Source organism: Mycobacterium sp. 663a-19 (genome assembly GCF_035616495.1).
Taxonomy (GTDB): Bacteria; Actinomycetota; Actinomycetes; order Mycobacteriales; family Mycobacteriaceae; genus Mycobacterium.
Map to the genome: position 1 here is coordinate 119,679 of NZ_JAPJAV010000002.1, position 25,099 is coordinate 144,777.

29 protein-coding genes are annotated in these 25,099 nt (G+C 69.4%); 7 read left to right on the forward strand and 22 right to left on the reverse strand.

What is annotated here, in order from left to right:
• Positions 1–22 precede the first annotated feature (22 nt).
• The 11 genes from OQ968_RS04865 to OQ968_RS04915 form a co-directional block, all read right to left on the reverse strand.
• Complete coding sequence (locus tag OQ968_RS04865) at positions 23–946, reverse strand: alpha/beta hydrolase (RefSeq protein ID WP_324675299.1); 924 nt, start codon at positions 944–946, stop codon at positions 23–25.
• Positions 928–1,659, reverse strand: coding sequence for an SDR family oxidoreductase (locus OQ968_RS04870; protein WP_324675301.1), 732 nt, complete (start codon positions 1,657–1,659; stop codon positions 928–930). Before OQ968_RS04870 ends, OQ968_RS04865 begins: the two co-directional genes overlap by 19 nt.
• Positions 1,656–2,051: a nuclear transport factor 2 family protein gene (locus OQ968_RS04875; protein WP_324675303.1), complete on the reverse strand. Its 396-nt coding sequence runs from the start codon at positions 2,049–2,051 to the stop codon at positions 1,656–1,658. Before OQ968_RS04875 ends, OQ968_RS04870 begins: the two co-directional genes overlap by 4 nt.
• Positions 2,048–2,788 carry an HpcH/HpaI aldolase family protein gene (locus tag OQ968_RS04880; RefSeq protein WP_324675305.1) on the reverse strand — a complete coding sequence of 247 codons (741 nt, stop codon included), beginning with the start codon at positions 2,786–2,788 and terminating at the stop codon, positions 2,048–2,050. Before OQ968_RS04880 ends, OQ968_RS04875 begins: the two co-directional genes overlap by 4 nt.
• Positions 2,785–3,762 carry a zinc-binding dehydrogenase gene (locus OQ968_RS04885; RefSeq protein WP_324675307.1) on the reverse strand — a complete coding sequence of 326 codons (978 nt, stop codon included), beginning with the start codon at positions 3,760–3,762 and terminating at the stop codon, positions 2,785–2,787. The genes OQ968_RS04880 and OQ968_RS04885 overlap by 4 nt, the downstream gene beginning before the upstream one ends.
• Before the next feature lies 1 nt (position 3,763).
• Positions 3,764–4,975 (reverse strand): cytochrome P450, encoded by a 1,212-nt coding sequence (locus OQ968_RS04890; RefSeq protein WP_324675309.1) that lies wholly within the window; start codon positions 4,973–4,975, stop codon positions 3,764–3,766.
• Complete coding sequence (locus tag OQ968_RS04895; RefSeq protein WP_324675311.1) at positions 4,972–5,676, reverse strand: NIPSNAP family protein; 705 nt, start codon at positions 5,674–5,676, stop codon at positions 4,972–4,974. Before OQ968_RS04895 ends, OQ968_RS04890 begins: the two co-directional genes overlap by 4 nt.
• Positions 5,677–5,679: 3 nt before the next feature.
• Complete coding sequence (locus OQ968_RS04900) at positions 5,680–6,219, reverse strand: hypothetical protein (RefSeq protein WP_324675313.1); 540 nt, start codon at positions 6,217–6,219, stop codon at positions 5,680–5,682.
• A 71-nt stretch (positions 6,220–6,290) separates the two neighbouring features.
• Positions 6,291–7,460 (reverse strand): CoA transferase, encoded by a 1,170-nt coding sequence (locus OQ968_RS04905; RefSeq protein ID WP_324675315.1) that lies wholly within the window; start codon positions 7,458–7,460, stop codon positions 6,291–6,293.
• Between the two features lie 33 nt (positions 7,461–7,493).
• Entirely contained in the window at positions 7,494–8,105 is a 612-nt protein-coding gene (locus OQ968_RS04910; protein ID WP_324675317.1) for an RES family NAD+ phosphorylase, read from the reverse strand.
• Positions 8,098–8,610, reverse strand: coding sequence for a hypothetical protein (locus tag OQ968_RS04915; RefSeq protein ID WP_324675319.1), 513 nt, complete (start codon positions 8,608–8,610; stop codon positions 8,098–8,100). Before OQ968_RS04915 ends, OQ968_RS04910 begins: the two co-directional genes overlap by 8 nt.
• A gap of 109 nt (positions 8,611–8,719) precedes the next feature.
• On the opposite strand from OQ968_RS04915, the gene OQ968_RS04920 reads away from it, so the two are divergent.
• Complete coding sequence (locus OQ968_RS04920) at positions 8,720–9,385, forward strand: DUF427 domain-containing protein (RefSeq protein WP_324675321.1); 666 nt, start codon at positions 8,720–8,722, stop codon at positions 9,383–9,385.
• Positions 9,386–9,464: 79 nt separating this feature from the next.
• Here the strand turns inward: OQ968_RS04920 and OQ968_RS04925 are convergent, their stop codons facing one another.
• From OQ968_RS04925 to OQ968_RS04935, 3 genes are read right to left on the reverse strand one after another with little or no spacing between them, the layout of a single operon-like run.
• Entirely contained in the window at positions 9,465–10,619 is a 1,155-nt protein-coding gene (locus OQ968_RS04925) for an acyl-CoA dehydrogenase family protein (protein ID WP_324675323.1), read from the reverse strand.
• A complete protein-coding gene (locus OQ968_RS04930; protein ID WP_324675326.1) occupies positions 10,620–11,534 on the reverse strand; it encodes an LLM class F420-dependent oxidoreductase in 915 nt (304 codons plus the stop codon).
• 5 nt (positions 11,535–11,539) lie between these two features.
• Complete coding sequence (locus tag OQ968_RS04935) at positions 11,540–12,442, reverse strand: acyl-CoA thioesterase (protein WP_324675328.1); 903 nt, start codon at positions 12,440–12,442, stop codon at positions 11,540–11,542.
• 141 nt (positions 12,443–12,583) lie between these two features.
• Here OQ968_RS04935 and OQ968_RS04940 point away from each other — a divergent pair, with 141 nt between their 5' ends.
• Genes OQ968_RS04940 through OQ968_RS04950 form a run of 3 tightly spaced genes read left to right on the forward strand, consistent with a single transcriptional unit; the run spans position 12,584 to position 14,826 of the window.
• Positions 12,584–13,402 carry an SMP-30/gluconolactonase/LRE family protein gene (locus OQ968_RS04940; RefSeq protein ID WP_324675330.1) on the forward strand — a complete coding sequence of 273 codons (819 nt, stop codon included), beginning with the start codon at positions 12,584–12,586 and terminating at the stop codon, positions 13,400–13,402.
• A gap of 17 nt (positions 13,403–13,419) precedes the next feature.
• Entirely contained in the window at positions 13,420–14,241 is an 822-nt protein-coding gene (locus OQ968_RS04945; protein ID WP_324675332.1) for a thioesterase family protein, read from the forward strand.
• Positions 14,242–14,289: 48 nt separating this feature from the next.
• Complete coding sequence (locus OQ968_RS04950) at positions 14,290–14,826, forward strand: TetR/AcrR family transcriptional regulator (protein ID WP_324675334.1); 537 nt, start codon at positions 14,290–14,292, stop codon at positions 14,824–14,826.
• 58 nt (positions 14,827–14,884) lie between these two features.
• Here OQ968_RS04950 and OQ968_RS04955 read toward each other — a convergent pair whose 3' ends face one another.
• From OQ968_RS04955 to OQ968_RS04965, 3 genes are read right to left on the reverse strand one after another with little or no spacing between them, the layout of a single operon-like run.
• Positions 14,885–16,225 (reverse strand): FAD-binding oxidoreductase, encoded by a 1,341-nt coding sequence (locus OQ968_RS04955; RefSeq protein ID WP_324675336.1) that lies wholly within the window; start codon positions 16,223–16,225, stop codon positions 14,885–14,887.
• A gap of 16 nt (positions 16,226–16,241) precedes the next feature.
• The gene (locus tag OQ968_RS04960; RefSeq protein ID WP_324675338.1) at positions 16,242–16,982 is read right to left on the reverse strand and encodes a glucose 1-dehydrogenase; all 741 of its coding nucleotides are present in this window, start codon (positions 16,980–16,982) and stop codon (positions 16,242–16,244) included.
• 27 nt (positions 16,983–17,009) lie between these two features.
• Positions 17,010–18,110: a diacylglycerol kinase gene (locus OQ968_RS04965; RefSeq protein WP_324675340.1), complete on the reverse strand. Its 1,101-nt coding sequence runs from the start codon at positions 18,108–18,110 to the stop codon at positions 17,010–17,012.
• 91 nt (positions 18,111–18,201) lie between these two features.
• On the opposite strand from OQ968_RS04965, the gene OQ968_RS04970 reads away from it, so the two are divergent.
• Together OQ968_RS04970 and OQ968_RS04975 are read left to right on the forward strand one after the other, a co-directional pair.
• Complete coding sequence (locus OQ968_RS04970) at positions 18,202–19,101, forward strand: alpha/beta hydrolase (protein WP_324675342.1); 900 nt, start codon at positions 18,202–18,204, stop codon at positions 19,099–19,101.
• A gap of 86 nt (positions 19,102–19,187) precedes the next feature.
• Entirely contained in the window at positions 19,188–20,693 is a 1,506-nt protein-coding gene (locus OQ968_RS04975) for a PE-PPE domain-containing protein (RefSeq protein ID WP_324675344.1), read from the forward strand.
• Between the two features lie 15 nt (positions 20,694–20,708).
• Here OQ968_RS04975 and OQ968_RS04980 read toward each other — a convergent pair whose 3' ends face one another.
• Positions 20,709–21,332, reverse strand: a complete 624-nt coding sequence (locus tag OQ968_RS04980; protein ID WP_324675346.1) for a TetR/AcrR family transcriptional regulator — start codon at positions 21,330–21,332, stop codon at positions 20,709–20,711.
• Positions 21,333–21,496: 164 nt separating this feature from the next.
• Between OQ968_RS04980 and OQ968_RS04985 the strand changes: the two genes are divergently transcribed.
• Complete coding sequence (locus OQ968_RS04985) at positions 21,497–21,622, forward strand: hypothetical protein (protein WP_156746919.1); 126 nt, start codon at positions 21,497–21,499, stop codon at positions 21,620–21,622.
• Positions 21,623–21,694: 72 nt separating this feature from the next.
• On the opposite strand, the gene OQ968_RS04990 is transcribed toward OQ968_RS04985, so the two are convergent.
• From OQ968_RS04990 to OQ968_RS05005, 4 genes are read right to left on the reverse strand one after another with little or no spacing between them, the layout of a single operon-like run.
• Positions 21,695–23,119, reverse strand: a complete 1,425-nt coding sequence (locus tag OQ968_RS04990; RefSeq protein ID WP_324675349.1) for an NAD(P)(+) transhydrogenase (Re/Si-specific) subunit beta — start codon at positions 23,117–23,119, stop codon at positions 21,695–21,697.
• The gene (locus OQ968_RS04995; protein WP_324675351.1) at positions 23,116–23,442 is read right to left on the reverse strand and encodes an NAD(P) transhydrogenase subunit alpha; all 327 of its coding nucleotides are present in this window, start codon (positions 23,440–23,442) and stop codon (positions 23,116–23,118) included. Before OQ968_RS04995 ends, OQ968_RS04990 begins: the two co-directional genes overlap by 4 nt.
• The gene (locus OQ968_RS05000; protein ID WP_324675353.1) at positions 23,442–24,542 is read right to left on the reverse strand and encodes a Re/Si-specific NAD(P)(+) transhydrogenase subunit alpha; all 1,101 of its coding nucleotides are present in this window, start codon (positions 24,540–24,542) and stop codon (positions 23,442–23,444) included. The genes OQ968_RS04995 and OQ968_RS05000 overlap by 1 nt, the downstream gene beginning before the upstream one ends.
• 57 nt (positions 24,543–24,599) lie before the next feature.
• Positions 24,600–25,034 carry a nuclear transport factor 2 family protein gene (locus tag OQ968_RS05005; RefSeq protein ID WP_324675355.1) on the reverse strand — a complete coding sequence of 145 codons (435 nt, stop codon included), beginning with the start codon at positions 25,032–25,034 and terminating at the stop codon, positions 24,600–24,602.
• Between the last annotated feature and the right edge of the window lie 65 nt (positions 25,035–25,099).

Below are 25,099 nucleotides of genomic sequence, written 5' to 3' on the forward strand. Positions count from 1 at the left end.
TCGCCATCCTGTCAGACGGCGCTCAGGACAGGGCGCCCGCCAGCGCGTCGCCCTGCAGCTCGAACAGCCGCTGCGAGGCCGACCAGTCCGGCAGCAGCGAATCGAACCCGTGGCAGGCCCGCGGGAACACATGCAGCTCGGCGGACACCCCGGCGCGCAGCAGCGCCATCGCGTAGTCGACCGCCTCGTCGCGGAACGGATCGATCTCCGCGCAGGTGATCAAAGCCGGTGGCAGGACACGCAATTGGGCCCGGCGTGCGGGCACGGCGGATCCGGCCCCGCCCCGATCGGGGCCCAGGTAGTGGCGCCACATCAGCTCCGCCGCCTCGCCGTCGAAGGCCGGGCTGGTGCGAAACTCCGCCTTCGACGCGGTGGCCCGGTCGTCGAGCACCGGCTGATGCAGCAACTGGAACACGACCGGCGGCCCGCCGGCGACGCCGTGCGCGAGGCACGCGGCCAGGGTGGCGCCGGCGCTGCTGCCCCCGACGGCCACGCGCGCGGGGTCGACGCCGAGTTCCGTCGCATGGGCCGCCACCCAACGCAGCGCGGCGATCGCGTCGTCGAGCGCGGCCGGGTACGGATGCTCGGGGGCCAACCGGTAGTCGACCGACACCACGGTGCAGCGGCCGCGGCGCGCCAGCTCCACGCACTGCCGGTGATCGGTGTCCAGGTTCCCCAGCGCGAACCCGCCGGCGTGGCAGTAGACGAGCGCCGGCGCCGGATTCGTGTCCGCGCCGCGATAGATGCGCACCGCGACGCCGCCCGCGGTGTCGTCGACGATCCGCACGCCTTGGGTGTCGGTGTTGTGCGCGGCCTCGCGGCGGCGCTGGTTGAACTGTTCGCGCATCGGCTGAATCGAGTCGAGAGCGAAGTCCGTCCGCGCGGCGATCGCGCGCAGCGCGGGATCGAGTCGCTCGAAGCCGTCCATCATCGGATCTGCAGGCATTGCCCACCGTCGATGACCAACTCCGAGCCGGTGATGAACGACGCCTGCTCGGAGACCAGGAACGCGACGGCGTCGGCGATCTCGGCAGGCTGGCCGATCCGCCCGAACGCCGACGACGCGGCCAGCCGCAATTGGGTCGCGTCGTCGAGCATCGGCGTCGCGATGGGCCCGGGAAACACGGCGTTGACCCGGATGCCGAGCGGCGCGAGCTCGGCGGCGGCGTTCTGGGTCAGGCCGCGAAGCGCCCACTTCGCGGAGCCGTACGCGGCGTGTCGCGGGAAGGGGCGGATCGCTCCCGTGCTGCAGATGTTGACGACGGCCGCGTGCCCGGCCGCGCGCAGCTGCGCCAGCGTCGCCTGAATGCCCAGGAACGCGCCCAAACAGTTGACGCGCCAGGACTTTTCGAAGCCCTCGACCGTCTCGTCGGCCAGCGATGCCCGGTGCAGCACACCGGCGTTGTTGACCAGTGCGCTGAGCGACCCGAACCGGTCGACGGCGCGTTCGACGGCCGCGTCCCATTGCTCGGGTGAGGTGACGTCGAGCCGGATTGCGATCACCCCGTCGTCGCCCAGCTTGTCGACCGCGCTCGTCAATTCGTCGGACCTGAGATCGCAGGCGGCCACCGAATACCCGTCCGCGCGAAGGCGTTTGGTGATGGCCCAGCCCTGGCCGCCGGCGGCGCCGGTGACCAGGGCGACGCGCTGCGCGGTCATGCCGACGGGACCTCGGGGCTGTCGGCCAGTCCGGCGCTGGTGACGAATCGGCACCGCCGCCGCCGGAACAGCCAGCGCCCGTCCACGCGGACCAGCTCGTCGTCGTAGAGGGCGGGGCGCAGCTGCAGGCTGCCGGCCCGGACGAACAGCACCTGCGAGCGAGCCGACGCGGTGTCGTCGTGGACGTCGACGTGTGAGACGCCGGTCAGGTGCAGCCCGCGCGGCGCGTCCCGAAACATCTTGGCGATGCCGTCGCGCCCGGCGAAAGACCGTCCGTAGACCAGGAATTCGGCGTCGTCGGTGAACAGCCGCACGCACCCGTCGACGTCCCCCGCGTCGAGGGCCAGCGCGTAGCCGGCGATCAGTTCGCGAATGGCCCGCTCGTCAGTCACTGTCCGGTCGCCTCGCGCAGGTGCTCCGCCGCGCCGCGCCGCAGCGCCTGCGATTCGGCGGCCAGGGTGATCATCCGGAATCCCAGCTGCGCCATGGCGCGACCCGCCTTGCCCGTGCCGGCATGGATCCCGGTGACCAGCCCGGCGTCGGTCGCGACGCGATGGATTCGCACGATCGCGTCGAGCACGTCGGGATGCCTGGTCGCCCCGACGACGTCGACACCGAGCGAGATCGCCAGATCGGCCGGCCCGACGTAGATTCCGGTCAGGCCCTCGACGGCGCAGATCTCGCTGAGGCCGGACAGCGCGGCGGCGGTCTCGATCATCGCGAACACGCTCACCCGGGATTCGTGCGCGGCCGGGTCGAGGCCCAGCCCGGCGCGCAGCGGGCCGAAGCTGCGGACGCCCGCCGGCGGGTAGCGGGTGGCGGCCACGGCCGCGGCGGCCTGGTCGGCCGACTCGATCATGGCGATGACGACGGCGTCGGCGCCGGCGTCCAGCACCCGCCCGATGGGTGCGGCGTCGGCGTTGGGCAGGCGCACCACCGTGGCAATCGGCACGTGCTCGATGCGCGGCAGGACGCCGGCGATGTCGGCGTCGTCCAGGTACCCGTGCTGGGCGTCGAATCCCAGGTAGTCGTAGCCGGCGCCGGCGAATTCCTCCGGCCCGATCAGCGATGGGCCGATGATCCAGCCGCCCCAGGCCGGGGTTTGGCGGTTGGGGTCGAAGACGCTCATTCGGCGATCGCGATCTTGATGCGTCGCGGATCGGGCCGGCAGGCCAGCTCGAACGCGCTCTGGACGTCTTGGACGTCTTGGACACCGAAGGTGTGGGTGAGGTAGGAGCCGAGCAGCCCGGGGTGGTCCGCGGCGAACTTGCCCGCGAGTTCCAGCACCCGCCGCCGGTCAAGTGTCACACCGGATTTCAGCGTCAGGTTGTTGCGCAGCATGAGTCGCATGCTAATCGGGTAGGCGTCGTCGTCGGCAACGCCGAAGTAGAAGACGGTGCCGCCGGGCGCGGCGGCCTCGATGGCGTGCCCGAGGGTGGCCACCTGGTGACCGACAGCCTCGATGACGACGTCGGCCCGGTCCGCGGGCGCCAGCCGGCCGACCCAGCGGTCGCTGGTGGCGCGCACCGGGTCGTCGACGCCGAATGTCGTTGCGACACTTGCCCGGTCGACGGGGTCGACGCCGGTGACGCGGCGGGCGCCGGCCGCCTTGGCGACATAGGAGAACAGCAGGCCGATCGAGCCCTGACCGATGATCGCGACGTGCCGGCCGGCCAGGTCGGGCATCTGCTCGCAGGCATACAGCACGCACGCCAGCGGTTGCAGGCCGACCGCCTCGGCCGGGGTCAGCGCCGGGTCATACGGCGCCAGCCCGTCGCCGTCGGTGATCACGCGCTCCATCAGGCCGTCGAACCCGGAGGCCCAGCCCACCACCCGGTCGCCGGGGCGATGCTCGGGATGACGGCTGGCGATCACCTCGCCGGCGACCTCGTGGATCGGGAACCCGTCCTTCTCCGCGGCGTTGGGGCCGTCGTCTCCGGGCAGCCGGCCGCGGGCGCCGCGAAAGGCGGGCAGATCGCTGCCGCACACGCCCGCGGCCAGGAACCGCAGCAGCACCTGGCGGTCGGCCAGGCCGTCGGGGGTCTTGTCGGCGATCGACGTCCGCTCGAACTGGTAGGGGGCGACGATCCGGTAGGACCACACGTCAGACCTCCACCGGGATCTTGTTCCAGCCCCATTGGAAGCTGGACGGCAACCGGGTCGCGGCGTGGACCTGGATCGCGTAGTCCGGCACCCGGCGGAGCCATTCTTGCAGCAGCACATCGATTTCCAGCCGGGCCAGGTGGTAACCGATGCAGAAGTGCTGGCCGCGACCGAACGCCAGCGAGCGGCGGATGGGCCGGTTCCAGACGAACTCGTCGGGCTGTTCGTACTCCCGCTCGTCGCGGTTGGCCGACGCCAGCAGGGTGATGACCCGCTGGCCGGGCCGGATGGTCTCGCCGTGAATGGTGAAGGGTTTCCGCGCCGTTCGGGCGAACCATTGCGCGGGCGCGCAGAACCGGATCATCTCCTCCCGCGCGATCGGCACGTTGGCGCGTGCGTCGGCGCGCACCGCGGCGAGTTGTTCGGGCCGCCGGGACAGTTCCCACAGCCCGTGCGCGACGATCTTCGGCGCGGTCTCGGTCCCGCCGATGAAGATGCACAGCATCTGCGTCGCGGCCTCGACGTCGGACAGCGCGCTGCCGTCGGGCAGTCGGTAGCCGAGCAGGCCGTCGACGACGGGCAGCGCGTCGCCGGACGGGTCGTTGCGGCGACGCTGCACGGACGGCACGAGGTATTCGAGGTAGTTCGGCCGGGCCTCGGCGACCTCGACCCCGACGCCGGGCTCGGCGAGGCTGCCGGCGTTGACCGTGGCCAGCACCTGCGGCGCGAGATCGGTTGGGATGCCGAGCAGTTCGCACACGATCGAGGCGACCACGACACCGCCGTAGTCCTGGGTCAGGTCGAACGAACCCCGCGGCAGCAGCAGGTCGAGCCTCTCGTTGGCCAGCGCGCGGATCCGGTCCCGCAGCCCGGCGACGGCCCGGGGCCGCAGCGGCTGGGTGTGGGCGCGACGGATCTCGCCGTACAGGCCGGCGTCGAACACCGCGTGGAACGGCAGCGGATGCAGGGGCGGGTCGGCGACCGGCCCGTCGTTGTGCTCGGCCAACACCGATGCCGCGGGCAGCGTCCCCTCGGAGGCGACGAACGTGCCGTCGTTCACCTCCAGCACCCGCCAGATGTCGTCGAAGCGGGACAGCGCGTAGGTGTCCCACTGCGGCATGTAGTACAGCGGATGCTCGTCGCGCAGGATTCGGTAGTACGGCAACGGGTTTGCCATCACTTCCGCGTCGAACGGATCGTACGAAAAGCTCACTGCAGCGGCGAGGGCGGTAGGGCCTGCAGGATCGAGTCCTCCCAGCCGTCGCGCAGCGCGGGCGCGACGCTCATCCAGGTGACGATCTCGGCGGGCGGGCTGTCCTTCCACGAGGGGTAGTTGTTGGCGAAGCATTCCCAGCCGCCGTCGAGCGCCCAGTAGTGGATGACCTCGTTGTAGCGGAATGTCGTGGTGAACGAGCCCAGCCAGTGCTTGCCCGTGCGCTCCGACCACGGCACGTAGAGCCGCTCCAGCTCGCGGATGTAGTCGTCCTGGCGTCCGGGCTTGGTCTGCATGATCTCCTGAATCACCAGCGGCGCAGCGAAATTGGCCTCGCGCAGCTGGGCCAGCGTCTTGTTGCTGGGTCCGGGGTACATGATCCGCCCCTCCCCCGAGGCGCCGATGTCGGCCAGGAACGCCGACCACTTTCCGGCCGCGGCCTCGTGACTGCCGCCGCGGGCCTGCGCCGCCCCGATCCTGGCGTAGTCGGCGAAGGCGTCGATCTCCCAGATGATCGTCACCTGCGGCCAGTGGCCGTTGTAGGGGGTGGATTCCCAGATCGCGAACAGCCGGGCGCCGAGGTCGGCCATCATCGGCTGGTAGGTGTCGGTGAAGACTTCGGTGAAACGATCGCTGCGTCCGGAGCCCAGCGAGATCGTCTCGTGCAGATACAGCAGCGTATGGCCGTAGTACTTCTTCATGGTCTAGTCGAGCCGCGAACGGGTGTTACACAGCAGCGGCTCGGTGGGATCGACCGGCGCGCACGGGATCCCGGCCGCCGCGAGGGCGTGGCCCTTGAACGTGCGCGCCGCCCCGCTCAGCACGTGCTGCGCCCTGGTCATCGCGCGATTGACTCCCAGCGGCCACCCGTCGCCCCACAACGCGACTTCGGTCAAGCCGTTGTCCAGCGACTCGAGCACCCGCTCGCGCACCCGTTCATCCGCGGCGAACGCCTCGGCGCCGACGGCCAGGCCCTGGCTCGTCGGACCCGCCAACTGCGCCCCCAGCTCCGCCGTCGCCACCCCGAGGATCCGCAGCGGCCGGGGGTCGCAGTCGCGCGGCAGCGCCACGGTCACCTCCCACCCGGCCATCACCCGGTCGTAAAGCCAGCCCCCGGCCGATTGCACGACGTCGGCCGCGCCGGCCGCCACGACGTCCAATCGATAGCGCAGGCACTCGCCGTCCGCCCGGCCCGCCCGCGCGGCGCCGATCCGGCTGCTCTCGCCGATGTATGCAGTGACCATCAATCCGTTCCTCGCCGACTCACCGGACAGCCTTACACTTCGACGTAAATTTGTAAAGGTTCGGTGCCGGCTCAGGGCCGGCGGCGCGCCTCGAGTTCGGCCAGGATCTCGTCGGTGTGCTGGCCGAGTTCCGGTGCCGCGGAACGCGGTGCCCACGGCGTGCCGTGGAAATCCGCCGGCGTCGCCACCATCGGCACGCCGGATTGGTTGTCCGGGACGTCGACGATCCCGCCGGCGGCGTGGAACTGTTCGTCGGCGACGACGTCCTCGATGCTGTTGACGGGCGACCAGAAGAAATCGGGTTCCTTCGCGAAGATCTCGGCCCATTCGTCGAGCGATTTCGTCGCGAAGATCGCGTCCAACTCCGCGATGAGGGCCGCGCCGTTGACGGCGCGGGCGCGGGCATCGCCGAATCGGGGATCGTCGAGCCACTCGGGGCGGCCGACGGCGCGGCACAGCGGGGGCCAGTGCCGGTCGCCCTCGAGGCCGACGATCCAGAACCGGCGGCCGTCGCCGGCGGCGTAGTTGTTCATGCACGGGTTGCCCATGGTTTCGCGCTGCCCGATCGCGATCGGCTGGCCCGTCATCAGGTAGGTGTTGATGTCGAAGCTGACGGTGTAGGCGCCCTGGCGGTACAGCGACGTGGTCACCAGCTGGCCGGTTCCGGTGCGTTCGCGGGCGAGCAGCGCCGCGCAGATGGCCGCGGCCAGGGTCATGCCGGCCGAATGGTCACCCATGCCGCCCCGCTGGAACGGCGGGGTATCGCCCGGCCGGGTGAGCAGGTGCGCGACGCCGGCGCGCGACCAGAACGCCGCGACGTCGTAGGCGGCGCGCTCGGCGTCGGGCCCGGTTTCCCCGTACCCGGTGATCAGGCCGTACACCAGGCGGGGGTTGTGGGCGGAGACCGGCTCGAAGTCGAGGCCCAGCCGTCGCAGCGCGCCCGGGCGTACGTTGGTCACGAAAACGTCTGCGCCCGCGAGCAATTCGAACGCGGTGTGGTGTCCCGCTTCGGTGGCGAGGTCCAACACGATGCTGCGCTTGGAGCGGTTGTCCATCTCGAACGGCGGGTTGACTCCGAGGTCGCAGCCCAGCATCCGGCCGAACATGCGCCCGGGGTCGCCGCTCGGTGGCTCGATCTTGATGACGTCGGCACCCCAGTCGGCCAGGATGCCGCCGGCGGCCGGCCCGGCCACCCAGACTCCGAGCTCGACGACCTTGATGCCTTCCACCGGTCCCGCCATGGGTTACTTCTTACTCCGTGCCGCCGGAGCCTCTTACAGCGTCCAATTGATTGTGAAATCATGGCGCAGCACCAAGTCGACGAGTATGTCGGTCCGATCCGCGAGCACCCACCACTCTGTCGTCAATGCTTCATGTGAGAAGAACGCGTAATTGGTTGAGGTTTGGGGCGTGGTTCGTGAGCGGTACACGATCGCATCGAGGTCGGGCCACCAGCGTCGAGCGGCGTCGGCCAGCTGATGACACCGCTTCCAAACCTGGCTCTTTTGACCGGTGCTGATCTGATCGTCGACGTCAAGGGCGTCAAGGTTTCGCTGGGTCCTGAGGTCCAGGACCCGCAACGGTCGCGCAGCCACGAGCCTGATCAGGTAATGCGACGCGTGATCGGCGGGGACGGTCCGGCCGCTGTCTCGATAGCGTTCGCGAAAGGCGCCCGCACAGGCGGTGGCGGCATAGCGGGTACGAAAACCGCCTGACGCTGGATCGAACCTATAGCGAGGCTCGGCAAATCCGTCCCAATTCCAGTCGGCGGGTTCAGCGCCGTCAACCCGCCAAATTTCGGCGCCCGCGCGAACAATTCGACTGGCAAGGCCGACGGGGCGGTCGAACGGGAGCGACCCCCGATATCCAGCCGGCAGGCTAGGCACCGACGGCGATCAGCAGCTGCCGCGCAGTCCTTGCGGTCTTCTTACGACGCAGCGCCTGCGAGATCGACGCACCCGCCAAGTCGTCACGCTTGATGCGCATGATTCGATCGCCCACAACGGGATCGGACGTGAACCTTCCGAGCAGCTCGAGGATTTCGGGTAAATCTGAACGCAATCGATCGGACTCGAACTGCCAGGCCGGGAACCACGTGTTGTTGCCGACGGTCAAGCCAAGGAGTTGGCCGCGCCGGCGAAGCTGGTGGACCGCCTGAGGTGAGTCGTATCCCAGGCGGGATTGGGCGTCTCGCGTCGAGATCGCGCCCTCGAGGAAATCGCTCATCAGACCGCTGCGGCGCTCGTCGTTGAGCTTGCGGGCGGCGACTCGTTCCAGCTGTTCTCTCGGCGCCGTCGGCGCGTCGAGTAGGTCCTCGAGGAGCTCGGCGAAATCGGGATCGCGTCGAGCTCTTTCCTCGACTTGGCTGACAAGCAGGGCGACTGGAGGCATACAGTCATCGTACGCCGGTGCTTGCAATTGAAACAATTGTAACAAGCCGCCGGGTTGTGCCGAACGAGTACGATTGGGGCGATCGCGCGGGAACCTTAGGAGAAGCGCCATGAGTCTGGTAGCCGGACGTGGTCCGCTCAGCGGCGATCCCGCCGGGCGGTTCATTCCGCCGCTGCCCGCCGACGTGGTCTACATCGAGCCACATCCGCGGCGCGTGCAGGCCCTACGCAACGGGCGCCCGGTGATCGACACCGAGCGGGCGCTGCTGGTGCACCGGCGCGGTCATCCGCTCAGCTACGTCTTCCCGGTCGACGAGGTCGGCGACCTGGCAGGCGAACCCGAGCCGGAGGCGCCGGGCTTCGTCCACGTGCCGTGGGGCGCCGTGGACACCTGGGTCGAGGAGGGCCGCAAACTCGTTCACTACCCGCCGAATCCGTACCACCGCGTCGACTGCCGCCCGACGAAGCGTCGCCTGCGCGTCTCGGTTGCCGGCGCCACGCTGGTGGACACGGACGACACGGTGATCCTCTTCGAGACCGCGCTGCAGCCGCGGCTCTACGTCGACCCCGCACACGTGCGCACCGACCTGCTGCGGCGCTCGGAGACATCGAGCTACTGCAATTACAAGGGCTTCGCGACGTATTGGTCCGTCGGCGCCATCGAAGACGTCGCCTGGAGCTACGAGGATCCGCCCCCGGAAAGCCTTCCCATCAAGGGGTTTTTCAGCTTCGACGACGCCCGCGCCGACGTCGTCGCCGAGCTGCCACCCACCTAGCCCCGCGAAACTGTATTCCACTACACATCGCCCGAGTAGCGGCGTCGGTAGTTACAGTCTCGCGGAAAGCCTTACAACGTCAGGAGTAGCTCGGGCGCCCGAGCTTGAGCGCGTGCTGGGCGATCATGTTGCGGAACACCTCGAGGGTGCCGCCGTAGATCCCGAGCGGCAGCGCCAGCCGGTAAAGGTGTTCGGCGGCGCCGTCGGCGGCGGAGCCGGGGGCGTCGGCGGGCAGCGCCGACGCCGTCCCCAGGATGTCCATCAAATCCGCGGAGACCTCGCGCATCGTCTGCGCGATCGCGACTCGCCCGAACATCCCGGGCGTGGACAGCGCCGCCTCCATCCGTGCGACGGCGCGCCCGAGCCGGTATTTCACCGACTCGTCGTCCACCTGGGCGACGAGCGCCGCGACGGTGTCGACGACCTCGGCCATCACGTCGCCGTGGGCCCCCATCGCCGCAATGTATTGCAGGCCATGGTCTTCCGGATCCACCATGCCGTGCTCGGAGTCCAGCGCCGCGCGCATCACTGTCCAGCCGCCGTTGACTTCGCCGATGCGGTAGAGGTCGTCGACGCGGACGTCGCTGTAGTAGACGATGTTGGTGCGGTCGCCGTCCAGGGTGCGGATGGGTTGGATCTCGATGCCCGGCGAATCGAGCGGCACCAGAAACATGGTCAGGTTCTTGTGTTTCGGGCCCTGCGGGTCGGTGTTGGTGAGCAGGAAGACGTAGCGCGCGTTCTGCGCGTTGGACGTGAACATCTTGGAGCCGTTGATGATCCACGCCCCGTCGGAGCCGTCCTGCACCGCCCGGGTCTTGCAGGTGGCGACGTCGGAGCCGCCCTCGGGTTCCGTGTAGCCCAGACAGAGCCGGATCTCGCCGGACAGCACCCCCGGCACCACCATGTCGGCGAGCTGCGGCGCGCCGAATTGCTGCACCAGCCGCGCCACGACCGAGGTGGTCCCCCAGTGATACCAGGGCGTGTGGGCCCGGGCGATCTCGAGCGCAAAGATGCGCCGCCGGACCGGGCTGAACCCGCCCTCGGACTCCAGCCGCCAATCCGCGGCCAGGTATCCGGCTTCGCCCAGCGCCAGATGCACTCGCTCGTCGAAGTTTTCGCCGAGTTCGCGCTGGCGGCGCAGCACGTCGTCGGTGACGTGCTTGGCGATGAACGCGCGGGTCTCGTCGAGGAACGCCTGGTCCTCGGGGCTGAGCTCGACGGGTGAGAAGTCCATCTAGAGCGCGTCGATCACGAGGGTTCGGAAACGCTCGAGGGTGTCGAGCGCGTGCGCCATGCTGTCGCCGGGCAGGCCGACGCTGACCCAGGTCACCCCGATCTTGGCGAGCTTTTCCAGGCCGTCGAGGTAGGCGTCGGCGTTGAATTCGTCGCCGGCCGGGCTGCCGCCGTCGAAGTTGGTGAAGGTGATGTCGATCGCGGACCAGTCCCGGCCGGCCGCGTCGCAGCGGCGCCGCAGGTCCTCGATGCCGTCGGTGAGGCGCTGCACCGAATCGATGACGGCGGTGCCGGCCGTCTGCGCCAGCTGCGGCGGGGCCGGGAACGGGCACCAGCCGTCGCCGTACTGCGCGACCCGCTGGCGGGACGCCGTGGTGTTGCCGCCGATCCAGATCGGCGGGCTGCTGACGGGCCGGGGATGCGCGGTGATGCCGCGCGCGCTGAAATGCCTTCCCTCGTAGGAGATGTCGTCGGTGGTCCAGATCGCCCGGATCACCTGCAGCGCCTCCTCGAACAGCTCCGCGCGCTCGTCGTAGCTGACACCCAGCGCCGCGAACTCGCGCTTGAGGTAACCGACTCCGACCGCGAGCGTGAACCGGCCGCCGGAGAGCAGATCCAGCGTGGCGCCGGACTTGGCCACCACGAACGGGTTTCGGTAGGGCAGCACCACGATGTTGGGGATCAGCCGCAGCGTCGTCGTCGTCGCCGCCGCGAAACCCAGTGCGACAAAGGGATCCAGCGCGTCGTGCCCCCCGGCCTCCAGCCATCGCTGCGACGGTGCCGGATGGTCGGTGAACCCGAAGCCGTGAATCCCCGCCGCCTCGGTGGCCGCCGCCACCTTCCCGATGCCGTCCCCGCTCGCCAGCTCCGGGTTGTACGGATGGCTGTGCATCGGGTGCGTGATGGTGAAACGCATGGCGGTCAGAATCGCGCGCGCGAGTCGATCGCCGTGTCGCTGGTGCGCAGCGGGCGGATCAGCGCCTCCTGCGCGAACGAGCACAACAGCTCGCCCTCCTCCGAATGCACGGTGCCGCGCACGTACGACATTCCCGCGCCGACCTGGGTGCTCTCGTGCGTGTAGAGCAGCCACCCGTCCCAGCGCACCGGCTCGTGGAACGCGACCGAGATGCTCATCGGCGCGGTGGACACCGTCAGGTGCGCCTGGGCGGTGCCGATCCCCGGGTGCGCCCGCATGGTGGTCGAAATGCCAAGGTGCCCGGTGAAATACGCGAGGAGCGCCTTGGCCAGGTCGTCGCGCGTCGGGATCGGGTCGTAGCGCAGCCACGCGTAGAGCTCCGGCGGGCCGACCTCGTCGGGGCTGTTGACGTCGACCACGTCGACCAGGCGCAGTTCGCGGCCGACCATCGGCATCTCGGACACGTTTGCGTCGACGGGCGCGGCGACGTCGGGCCGCGGCAGGTGGTGACGGATGACGTCGGCGGTCGGGACGTCGGCCAGCACCGTGATGCTCAGGCAGCGCCGGCCGTTCTGATGCACCGCGACCACCGCGGTGGCGGTGGACCGGCCCTCGGCGACGACGTCGAGGACGAGCTCGATGGGCGGGCCGACGGCGACCGCGCGGGAGAACACCGCGTGCGCCGAGCGCACCGACTTGTCTCCGAATCGCTTGGCCACCGCGACGATCGCCTGGGCGAGCACCTGGGTGCCCTCGACCACCTGCCGCTCGTCGCCGACGGCGATGCCGGTGTCGCCGGTGAACCGGTCCTGCCCGTCGGCCCGCACGTCGAACAGGTCCAGCAGGCCCTGCACCGTCCACTCGGTCTGCTGGGATTCCTCGGAAACCTTGCTCAAAGCGCACTCCACCTCTCGCTAGCAGCTCACGGCTCAGCGTGACACTTTGAGTAGGATTTGTAAAGGTGGGCTAACAATGCGCGGGCGCGGCAAATTGACACCGGTACCCGCGGTGCGTGACACTTTTGCGGTGTTTTGTAAAGGCATGGGCGGATGATCCCCGAGCCGGTCGCCAACGGCTTCTGCTTCGGCGAGGGCCCGCGCTGGTTCGAGGGCCTGCTGTGGTTCTCCGACATGCTGGGCGAAGCCGTGCACACCTCGACCATGACTGGCTCGTTGACCACGCTGCCGCTGCCCGGCCACTCGCCGTCCGGGCTGGGCTTCCGGCCCGACGGGTCGCTGCTGATCGCCTCGACCGAAGACCGCCGGGTGTTGTGCTACGACGGCGAGACCGTCGTCACGATCGCCGACCTGACCGACATCACCCCGGCCGCCCTCGGTGACATGGTCGTGGACGACGCCGGGCGCGCCTACATCGGGTCGCAGGCGTTCTCCGGCGGGGTGATCGTCCGCCTCGATCCCGACGGCAGCGCCGCCGTCGTCGCCGGGGACCTCGACTTCCCCAACGGGATGGTCATCACGCCGGACCGCAAGACGCTGATCGTCGCCGAGTCGGTAGGCCGGCGGTTGACCGCGTTCACCATCGGCGAGGACGGCGCGCTGCACGGCCGCCGGACCTTCGCCGACGGCCTCGACGGCCCACCCGACGGCATCGCGCTGGACGCCGACGGGGCGGTGTGGACGTCGATGACGCTGGCCCACCAGTTCGAACGGGTCGCCGAGGGCGGCGCGGTGACCGACCGCATCGACATGGGCGAGCGTGTCGCCATCGCCTGCGCGCTCGGCGGCCCCGAGCGCCGCACGCTGTTCCTGCTGTCGAGCACCGACGCGTATCCCCAGCGCCTGGCCGGCACCCGGCTCTCCCGGCTGGACGCCGTCACGGTGACCACCCCCGGCGCCGGCCTGCCCTGACACCCGAAAGGTGGACGATGACCGACTCCTACTACGAGCTCATCGACCCGGCCGGCGCGCTGGGCGAGAAGTTCGGTGCCACCGACCTGGCGCGCGGCACCTGGTCGGCCGCGATACAGCACGGCGGGCCGGTGTCGGCGCTGCTGGTCCGGGCGCTGGAGCGGTGTGAGCGGCGCGACGACACCCGGCTATCGCGGGTCGTCATCGACCTGCTGGGCGGGGTGCCGGCCGAGGGCGACCTGTGGGTCACCTCGCGGGTGCTGCGCGGCGGCAAGCAGATCGAGCTGGTCGGCGCCGAGATGCTGGCCCCCGGCCCCGATGGCGAGCCGCGGCCGGTGGCGCGCGCCAGCGGCTGGCGGTTGCAGCACCACGACACCGAGGCGGTGGCGCATTCCCCGGCGCCCCTGCCTCGGCCGCGGACCGAGGCCCGCAGCCGCGACATGAAGCCATTGGATTGGGACCGCAACTACGTGCACAGCCTGGACTGGCTGTGGCTCACCGAACCGCTGAGCGCGGGCCCGGGCGAATCCTGGATCAACCCGACCGTGGACCTCGTCAAGGGCGAGACCATGACGCCGCTGGAGCGCCTGTTCGCGGTGGCCGACTGCGCCAACGGCATCGGCAGCAAGCTGGACATCAGCAAGTGGACGTTCGTCAACACCGACCTGGCCGTGCACGTGTTCCGCGTTCCCGACGGCGACTGGATCGGCATTCGCGCGGAGACCAGCTACGGGCCCGACGGCGTCGGCACGACGGTCGGCACGCTGTTCGATGAGCAGGGCGCGGTCGGCGCCATCCAGCAGGCGGTGCTGGTGCGCCGGCGGCCCAAGCGAGCCTGAGCCGGAGGAAATCGTGACACCTCGGCAATACTTCGTAAAGTTTGAGATATGACCGTTCCGGCCGCGGCGACCGACGCCGACACCTCGACGCGCCAGCGCATCCTGCTGGCGACCGCCGAGGTGCTCGGCCGCAACGGCAAGACCAAGCTCAGCCTGTCCGAGGTCGCCGCGCAGGCCGGGGTGTCGCGCCCGACGCTGTACCGCTGGTTCGCCTCCAAAGAGGAGCTGCTGTCCGCGTTCTCGCAATACGAGCGGCAGCTGTTCGAAAGCGGATTGGTCAAGGCCACCGCGGGCCTCAAGGGCGTCGACAAGCTCGACGCCGTGCTGCGGTTCATCGTGGAGTACCAGCATTCCTACTCCGGCGTGCGCATGGTCGACGTCGAACCCGAGCACACCATCGCCCAGTTCTCCCGCGTCATCCCGCAGATGCGCGACGGCCTGCAGCGGCACCTTCCCGGCCCCAACGCCGCGGTCAAGGCGGCGACGGTGATCCGGATCGCCATCTCGCACTACATCGTGCGCAGCGACGACGCCGAGCAATTCCTGGCCCAGCTGCGTCACGCCGTCGGCATCAAGGGCAGCTAGTCCGTTTGCCGCGACCGTGCGTATGCGTACAACTGCGCACGCTCGCGGCGAAGACGGATCAGTCGAAGAGCACCGCGGCGTTGAGGTAGCCGGCCGGGTCCAATGCGGCCTTGACCGTCCGCATTGCGGCGATATCGGCTGCCTCCCTTGACATTCCGAGGTACGCGCGCTTGCGGCTGCCGACGCCGTGCTCGGAGCTGACGTTGCCGCCGCACTGCGCGATGAGTTCCATCATCGGCCCGTACAGCGCCGCCTCCCGCTCGACCGGGCAGCGCAGCACATTGAGGTGCAGGTTGCCCTCGCCGATGTGGCCGAACAGCACCGGCAGCGCCTCGCGATCGCTCGCCGCGATCAGGGCGACCGCCTCCCGGGCGAAGCCACCAATTGCCGCCAAGGGCAACGAAACGTCGAACTTCAGCGGCGGCCCGTACACGCCGAGCACCTCGGCGAGCGACTCGCGGACCCGCCACAACCGTTGCTGCGCGGCCACATCCACGCCCACCGCCGGCTCGCCGCACATCCGCACGCCGTCGAGCAGGCCGGCGAGCCGATCGGTCTGATCGTGGTCGCCGGCCAGCTCCACCAACAGCAACCAGTCGCCGTCCACCGGCGCGCCGACCCCGAGGCGCTCGCCGGTCAGCGCGGCGGCGCGGCCGTCGATCAGCTCCAGCGCGGCGATCCCGTCCACGTCCCGGAACACCCGACCGGCCTCGACGAGCGACTCGAGGTCGGCGAACCCGCACACCGCCGTGACCCGGTGCGACGGGGTGGGGTGCAGCCGCAGGTCCAGCGCGGTGATGACGCCGAGGGTGCCCTCGGCGCCGACGAAGAGCGCCGGCAGGTCGTAGCCCGTGTTGTCGCGCAGCACCGCGCTGCGCCGGCGCAGCAGCGAGCCGTCGGGCAGCGCCACCTCCAGGCCGACGACCTGCTCGCCCATGTTGCCGTACCGGACCGTGCGCAGCCCGCCGGCGTTCGTCGAGGCCATGCCGCCGACGGTTGCGGTGTCCCGGGCCGCCAGGTCCACGCCAAACACCAAACCCGCTGCGGCAGAGGCGCTTTGGAGCGCGGCCAGCGTGGCGCCGGCGCCGACCGAGACACGGCGCTCGACCGTGTCGACCTCGCCGACAGCACTCAACCGCTCGGTGGACAGCAGCACGTCGTCGTGCTCGGGAACGGTTCCGGCCACCAGCGAGGTCCGGCCGCCCTGCACCGTGACGTGCGCCCCAGCGTCGCGGCACACCCGCAGCACCTCGGCGACCTGCTCGGCCGAGCCCGGCCGCACCAGCGCGCTGGCCCGGCCCCGGTAGCGCCCGGTGTGGTCGACGCTGCGGCCGGCCAGGACGTCGGGATCGGTGACGACGTGACTCGATCCGACCGCATCCGCCAGGCCGCGCAGCATGTTCGCGGTTATCGCCCTAGAACTCCTTGTGCGGCACGTCGGTCACCAACCCGCCGTCCATCACGAACTCGCTGCCGGTCGTGTACGACGACTCGTCGCTGGCGAGGAACAGCACGAACGTGGACACCTCCCGCGCCTCGCCGGGGCGGCCCAGCGGCACGGTGACCATGTCCTCGGGCAGCTTCTCGGTCATCGGGGTGCGGATGAAGCCGGGGTGTATCGAGTTGACCCGAATGTTGAACGGCGCCAACTCCAGCGCCGCCGACTTGGCCAGGCCGCGCACCGCCCATTTCGATGCGACGTAGGGGTGCACGGCCGGCGCGCCGCGCAGCCCCTCGATCGACGACACGTTGATGATCGAGCCGCCCCCGGCCGCGGTCATCGGGTCGACGGCCACCCGCATGCCCAGGAACGTGCCGGTCAGGTTGACGTCGATAACCTTCTGCCACTTGCCCAGATCGAAATTCCGCAGCTGACCCAGCGCCACGATGCCGGCGTTGTTCACCAGCACGTCGAGCTTGCCGAATTCGCCGGTGGCCGTTGCGACCGCGGCGTCCCACTGGTCGGGCTGGGTGACGTCGAGGTGGACGTAGCGCGCCGACTCGCCGATTTCGTCGGCCAGCGCCTTGCCCTCGTCGTCGAGGATGTCGCCGATCACCACCTTGGCGCCCTCCTCCGCGAGCAGGCGGGCGTGCGAGGCGCCCATCCCGCGGGCACCACCACTGATCAGTGCGACTTTGCCGTCTACCCGTCCCACGCGGGTCTCCTTTCGATTCGGTCCAATTTAGGTGGCCACCAAGGTGTTTGGCGCGTACAGGCCCCTGCCGGTCACCAGTGGCAGGTCGAGGGTGGTGCAAATCCCGGGCGGCGCGGCGACCACCGCCGGGATGGCGTTGACGATGCGGCCCGCGGCGCCGGCGATCGCGGCGTGGTTGTGGTCGCCCTTGCGGCTGCTCGGAACGACGTCCACGGCGTACGACGGCTCCCCGGTGATCTCGATGCGATACGAGCCGCCACCCGAAGCCGGTTGCCGCCACTCGGGTTTCAGGTCGGGGCGCAGCCGGGTGACGTGCTCGATCACGATGGCGGGATGCCCGGCGACCATGCCGCGGATCTCGAACTGCAGCGCGGCCTGCGTGCCCTTGGCGACGTGTCCCACCGCGATGTCGAAGTCTTCCGGCGCCGGCTCGCGCTGGTACGACTCGGTGATCTCGTCGACCTCGATGCCGAGGCCGGCCGCCAGCTGACGGATCGCCGCTCCCCAGGCGATGCCCAGCACGCCCGGTTGCAGGAGCATCGGCACCTCGTCCAGGGGCCGGGCGAACCCCATGTAGTGCATGACTTCCCGGCCGTTGTAACCCGCGTAGTCGTGGATCTCCATGCACCGCACTTGCTCGACGCGCTGACAGGTCCCGAAGAGCGCGAACGGGAGCAGGTCGTTGATGAACCCGGGGTCGACGCCGTTGATGAAGAGACTCGAATTGCCTTGCCGCGCAGCGGCTTCCACCGGTTCGACGTATTTCGCCGGCAGCACGCCCCACGGGTACTGCAGCAGGCCGGGCGAAGACCCGACGACGTTGACGCCGGCGGCCAGGATGCGCATCACATCCGTCATCGCGTCCGGCATCCGGGTGTCGCCCATGGCGCAGTACACGACGCAGTCGGGGTCGGTCGCCAGGATCTCGTCGAGGCTTCCGACGGCCGTGACGCCCGTGGTGACGTTCCCGTCCAGGCCGACGCCGCACAGTTCTCCGGCGTCCCTGCCCACCTTCTCGGGTGTGGACACGCACACCCCCGTCAGTTCGAACTGCGGATTGGTGATGAGTTCGGCCAACGCCAGGCCCCCGACATTCCCGGTGCCGACGTGCGCGACGCGGATCGCCATCAGAGTCTCCGTCCTTCGAAAGAAGCTGGAAAACCTTTCCAGACACTAGTCCACAGTTCGCGGCGGCATTCGGGCAGGCAGAATGGGCGCCATGACACAGCGCGAGGATGTCCGGTTCGCGTCCGGCGCCGACCGGATCAGCGCGTGGCTCTACCGGCCGGCCGCGGCCCACCCCACGCCGCTGCTGGTGATGGCGCACGGGCTGGGCGCGGTGCGCACCATGCGGCTGGACGCCTACGCCGAGCGGTTCAGCGCGGCCGGCTACGCCTGCCTGGTGTTCGACTACCGCAACTTCGGCGACAGCGAGGGCCGGCCGCGTCAGCTGCTCGACATCGGCATGCAGCTGTCCGACTGGGCCGCGGCCGTGGACTACGCCCGCACCCTGCCCGGCATCGACCCCAACCGAATCGGCCTGTGGGGCACGTCTTTTGGAGGTGGACATGTCATCGCCACGGCGGCCCGGCTGCCGGGCATCGCCGCCGCCCTGGCCCAGTGCCCGTACACCGACGGCATCGCCTCCTTGCGCGCGATCAGCCCGGTGACCGTCGCACGCATCACCGCGCGGGCGATTCGCGACGCCGTCGGGGCCATCGCCGGAAGGCCGCCGGTGATGATCCCCACGGCGGGCAGGCCTGGCGAGGTCGCGTTGATGACCGCACCCGACGCGTACCCGGGCTACCTGCGGCTGATCCCAGAGGGCCGAACCGTGCCCAACGAGGTCGCCGCCCGCATCGGGCTCAAGGTCGCCACCTACCGCCCGGGCCGCCTCGCCGCGAAGGTCCGCTGCCCAATCCTGTTCTGCGTGTGCGAAACCGACTCGGTGGCCCCCGCCGGCGCCACGCTGCGCCATGCCGCGCGGGCCCCGCGCGGTGAGGTCAGTACGTACCCCGAGGGCCACTTCGAGATATACGTCGGCGACGCCTTCGAGCGGGTGGTCGCCGACCAGATCGCCTTCCTCGACATGCACCTGACTCCCGCAGCACCGACTTAGCCGAAACGGGGGACGCCCCGCGGGGGCCGTCCTATGCTCAGTCTCGAGTCCAGGGGGAATGGGGAGATGGCGAGAAGGACGGGGCGATGTCGTACGTAGTCACCACCCCGGAAACGCTGGCGGCCGCGGCCGCGGATGTGGAGAACATCGGTTCGGCGATCAGCACCGCCAGCTCTACCGCGGCGGGGCCGACCACCGGCTTGGTTCCGGCGGCCGAGGACGAGGTGTCGGCGGCCATCGCCAAATTGTTCGGCGCCTACGGCCAGGAGTACCAGGCGGTCGTGTCGCAGGCCACGGCGTTCCACAACGAGTTCACCGAGGCGCTGGCATCCGCGGGAAATGCCTACCTGGACGCCGAGGCCGCCAACTCGTCCCTGATGATCGGGCCGCCGAACGCGCTGACGGCGGCGGCCGGCACCGGCGGGCCCGGCGGGCTCGGCGCGATGATGCCCATGTCGTCGCTGTCGTCGATGACGTCGATGTCGAACGCGACGTCGGCGGACCCGCTGATCGCGTTGATCATGGGCGGCACCGGTAACCCGACGCCGAATCCCGGCTATGTGGCAAGCATCTTCAACTCGTTCATCCAGCCGAACCCTGCCTTCGCCGGGGCGATTCCGCAGGGCCTGTTCACCCCCGAGCAGTTCTGGCCGATCACCCCCAATCTCGGCAACCTGACGTTCGGGCAATCGGTCTCGCAGGGCGTGAACCTGCTCAACACCGCGCTCGTCGGCCCCACCGGGGTGCTCACCCAGGGAAACAGCGCCCTGGTCGTCGGCTACTCGCAGAGCGCCACCGTCGCCACCAACGAGATCAGCGCGCTGATGGCGGCGGGCTCGCCGTATCAGGGCGACCTGTCCTTCATGCTGCTCGCGGATCCCAACAACCCCGTCGGCGGCATCCTGGAGCGCTTCCCTGGGTTTTACCTGCCGTTCCTGGACGTGCCGTTCAACGGCGCGACGCCGCCGCTTTCCCCCTACGCGACGAGCATTTTCACGATCCAGTACGACGGCATCGCCAACGCGCCGCAATACCCGCTGAATTTCGTGTCGGACGCCAATGCCTTCGCGGGCGCCCTGACCTTGCACCACACCTATCCCACGCTGACGGCCGCCCAGCTCGCCAACGCGGTGCAGTTGCCGACGTCGCCGGGTTACACCGGCAGCACCCAGTACTACGAGTTGCTGACGCAGAACCTGCCGCTGCTGCAGCCGCTTCGCGACATCCCGTTCGCCGGCAATCCCCTCGCCGACGTGGTCCAGCCCGATTTGCGGGTGCTCGTCGACCTGGGTTACGGCTCCTACGGGCCCGGCCTGAACTACGCGAACGTGCCCACCCCGGCCGGTCTGTTCGAGGTGGTCAACCCGTTCACCACCGGCCCCGACCTGCTCCTCGGGTCCGTGCAGGGGCCCCAGTCGGCGCTGGTGGATCTCGGGCTGCTGCCGCAGTCCGCGCTGCCGACCGCCTACCCGTATCTCCCGTCCATCGATCCGAACCTGAACTTCTTCCTGGGCCAGCCGAGCGTGACGGGGCTGTCGGTGCTCAGCGGCGTCACCGGGGACCTGCTGCACCTGATTCCGCCCATCCACTGACGGCCGGCGGCTCGGTTAGGGCCCGAGCGGAGAGGTGTTCCGGATCGTTTCGTCGCGGATCAGGCCGCGGAGCAGCGCGGTGCTGAATTCGGCGGCGATCTCCTTGGCGCTGCGCCGCCCATGCGGTCGCAGCCAGCGGTAGCTGCCCAGCGTCATCCCGATGTAGCCGAGCGCCACCACGTGCGAGTCGCACTCGAAGAACTCGCCGCTGGCGATCCCGCGGTCGATGAGGCCGTGCACGTGCTCGTAGACCTGCGCCTCCTTCTCGCGCACCTCGGCGACCTGCTCGCTGGTGAACCACTCGGTGATGTAGGGCTGTTCCTGGAAGTACACGGCGGCCCGCTCGGGATTGCTCGCGATGCCGGTGAGCAGCCGGATGGTGTATTGGTAGAGCGCCTCGCGCGCCGTCCAGGACGGGTCGTCGTGCACGGCGGCCAGCGTGCCCTCGGCGGCCTGACGGTAGATGTCGAACAGGATCAGCGACTTGCTGGCGTAGTAGTGGTAGACGGTCGCCTTGTTCAGGCCGATCACGTCGGCGACGTCGTCCATCCGGGTGCCGTGGTAGCCGCGGGCGGCGAACAGCTTGGTGGCGACGGCCAGCAACTCCTCGCGGCGGGTCAACCCGTTCTCGGATGGCATCTGTGCTCACTATCGTCATTGCCGGCGGGGCTGGTCGGATGCCGGGCAAGGCTAATTATCAATCAACTGGTTGGACAGTTTAGGCAAATCCCGGGTGTCAGACGGACAGGGATGGGACTAGACTTCAATTTTCGAAGCTGAAGTCGCGACTGGAGGGGTGGCCGATGGATCCGAACCCGGACTACGACATGAGCGACGAGATCGAATTCTTCTTCAGGTACGTCCCATGGGGTCTGCGGGGGGTCGTCGACGGCAACGGATACCCGCCGCCCGCATATCCGCCGGTCTAGAACGGCGCGAGCAGACATAAAAGCCCCCCACACGCTCGGCGTGTCGGGGGCTTTTATGTCTGCTCGCGCTCGCTAAAGCGCCTTTAACTCCTCGGCGACCTCGGTCACCGACTTCTTCGCGTCGCCGAACAACATCGTCGTCCCCTCGGCATAGAACAGCGGGTTGTCGATGCCCGCGAACCCGGAATTCATCGACCGCTTCAGCACGATCACCGACTTGGCCTTGTCCACGTTGAGGATGGGCATGCCGTAGATCGGACTGGAGGTCTCGTTGCGGGCCGCCGGGTTGGTGACGTCGTTGGCGCCGATGACGATCGCGACGTCGGTGCGGGCGAACTCGTCGTTGATGTCGTCCATGTCCTTCATCGCGTCGTAGTCGACCTCGGCCTCGGCCAGCAGCACGTTCATGTGCCCGGGCATGCGGCCGGCCACCGGGTGGATCGCGTACTTCACCGGCACGCCCTTCTCCTCCAGCAGCGACGCCATGTCCTTGACGGCGTGCTGAGCCTGCGCGACGGCCAGGCCGTAACCCGGGACCACGATCACCTGGTTGGCGTAGGCCAGCTGAATCGCCGCGTCTGACGCCGAGGTGGACTTGACGTGCTTGTCGCCGCCGCCTTCGCCGCTGGGAGCCACGCCGCCGCCGCCGAAGCCGCCGGCGACGATCGCGGGGATAGAACGGTTCATCGCCTTGGCCATCAGGTTGGTCAGGATCGAACCCGAGGCGCCGACGATCATGCCCGCCACGATCATCGCGGTGTTGTTCAGCGCCAACCCCGCTGCGGCGGCCGACAGCCCGGTCATCGCGTTGAGCAGCGAGATGACCACCGGCATGTCCGCGCCGCCGATGGGCAACACCACCATCAGGCCCAGCACCCCGGCCGCGGCGAGCAGGCCGATCATCCACCACAGCGACGCCCCGCCGGTGCCGGGATGCGCGTGCACGCCGATCACCACGGCGGCCGCGACGGCCCCGGCCAACAGCAGCACGTTGACCGGTTGCTGGGCCCTGCCGAGGCCGATCGGCGATCCGGAGATGATCTCCTGCAGCTTGCCGAACGCGATGATCGATCCCCAGAACGAGATCGACCCGATAATCGCGGCGAACAGCGATGCCACCACGATGTGCACGGTCGGCGACTCGTGGTGCTGGAAGGCCGAAAAGCCCGATGTCTCAATGAATTCCGACAGCGCGATGAGCGCGACGGTGCCGCCGCCGACACCGTTGAAGAACGCCACCAGCTGCGGCATGGCGGTCATCTTGGTGTAGCGGGCCGGCGGCACGCCGAGCACGACGCCGACCACGAGGCCGGTGACGATCAGCACCCATTGGTCGGTGTGCCGGATCTTGATCAGCGTCGCCGCCACCGCGATGGCCATGCCGACCGCGGCGATGAGGTTGCCGCGCACCGCGGTCTTGGGCCCGGTCAGGCCCATCAGGCCGTAAATGAACAGCGCGAACGAGACGATGTAGAGGCCGATCACCAGGTAGTTCATTTGGCGGCCGGCTCCTCAACCTTTGCCGGGGTCCGCTTCTTGCCCTTGAACATGCCCAGCATCCGGTCGGTGACGATGAAACCGCCGATGACGTTCAGCGTGCCGAACACCACCGCCACGAACAGGATGATCTGCACCGCCAGCGACGGGTGCTCCACCTCGCCGAACACCACCAGCGCGCCCAGCACCACGATCCCGTGGATCGCGTTGGTCCCCGACATCAGCGGCGTGTGCAACGTGTTGGGCACCTTGGAGATCACCGCGAAGCCGACGAACCCGGACAGCACCAGGATCGCCACGTTGGCCAATAACTCGTCGTACATCAGGAATCCTCCCCGCGGGTCACGCATGCCGCCGCGACGACCTCGTCGTCGAAGTCCGGCGCCAACTTGCCGTCGGTGATCAGCAGGTCCAGCAGCGCGGTGATGTTCTTGCTGTAGAGCTCGCTGGCGTGCTCGGGCATCGTCGACGGCAGGTTCAGCGGCGAGGCGATGGTGACGTCGTGCTTGACCACCGTCCGTCCCGGTTCGGTGAGCTCGCAGTTGCCGCCAGCCTCCCCGGCGAGGTCCACCACCACGCTGCCGGGCTTCATCGCCTCCACCGCCGCGGCGGTCACCAGGCGCGGCGCGGGCTTGCCGGGGACCAGCGCCGTGGTGATTACGACGTCGAACCCGCTGATCGCCTTCTCCAACGCCTCCTGCTGCTGGGCGCGCTCCTCCTCGGTGAGCTCGCGGGCGTAGCCGCCCTCACCCGACGCGTCGATCCCCACATCCAGCCATTGCGCGCCCACCGACCGCACCTGGTCGGCCACCTCCGGGCGTACGTCGTAGCCCGAGGTGCGCGCCCCCAACCGCTTTGCCGTCGCCAGCGCCTGCAGCCCGGCCACGCCGACGCCGAGCACCAGCACAGTCGCCGGCTTCACGGTTCCCGCGGCCGTCGTCAGCATCGGAAAGAACCGGGTCGACTCCGAGGCCGCCAGCAGCACCGCCTTGTACCCCGCCACGTTGGCCTGCGACGACAGCGCGTCCATCGCCTGGGCCCGCGAGATCCTGGGGATGGCCTCGAGCGCGAACGCCTGCACCCCGGCGCGCTTCAGCGCCCCGATCGAGTTCTCGGCGTTGCGCGGCGCCAGGAAGCCGATCAGGGTCTGCCCGCTGCGCAGCCTGGCGACCTCGTCGGCGGTCGGCGGGGCGACCTTGACCACGACGTCGGCGGCCCACGCGTCGCCGATGCTGGCGCCGGCCTCGGTGTAGAGCTGGTCGGGCAGCAGCGCCCCCTCGCCGGCGCCGGACTCGACCACCACCGCCACGTCGCTGCTCACCAGCGATGCGACCGCCTTCGGCACCAGCGCGACGCGCCGCTCATCGGGCCCGGACTCGGCCACCACCCCGACCCTGACGGCGTCGGCCTGCGGATCTGTCATGGCGCGTACATCTGCTTTCCTCACGTCTTCGGCTTGCCGCAGACACCCTATCGGCCGTCACCATAGCGGGATGTCTTGGCCATGTTCCGACGCCGGCCGGGGCCCGAAGTAGCGCCGCTCGGCCTCGGCGATCGGCACGTCGTTGATGCTGGCCTCCCGGCGTGCCATCAGCCCCGACGGGGCGAACTCCCACAGCTCGTTGCCGTAGCTTCGGTACCACTGACCGCTCTCGTCGCGGCACTCGTACTGAAACCGCACCGCGATGCGGTTGTCGTGGAAGTCCCACAGGCACTTGCGCAGCGAGTAGTCGAGCTCGCGCCGCCACTTGCGGGTCAGAAACGCCACGATCTCGTCGCGGCCGACGATGTGTTCGCCCCGGTTTCGCCATTCCGAGTCGGGCGTGTAGGCCCGGCTGACCTGCTCGGGGTCGCGGGTGTTCCAGGCGTCCTCGGCGGCCTGGACCTTCTGCAGCGCCGTGTCACGGGTGAACATGAGTCCAGTTCTAGCGCGAGCAGACACAAAAGCACCTTCTCAACGGCGTGTCGCGGTGCTTTTGC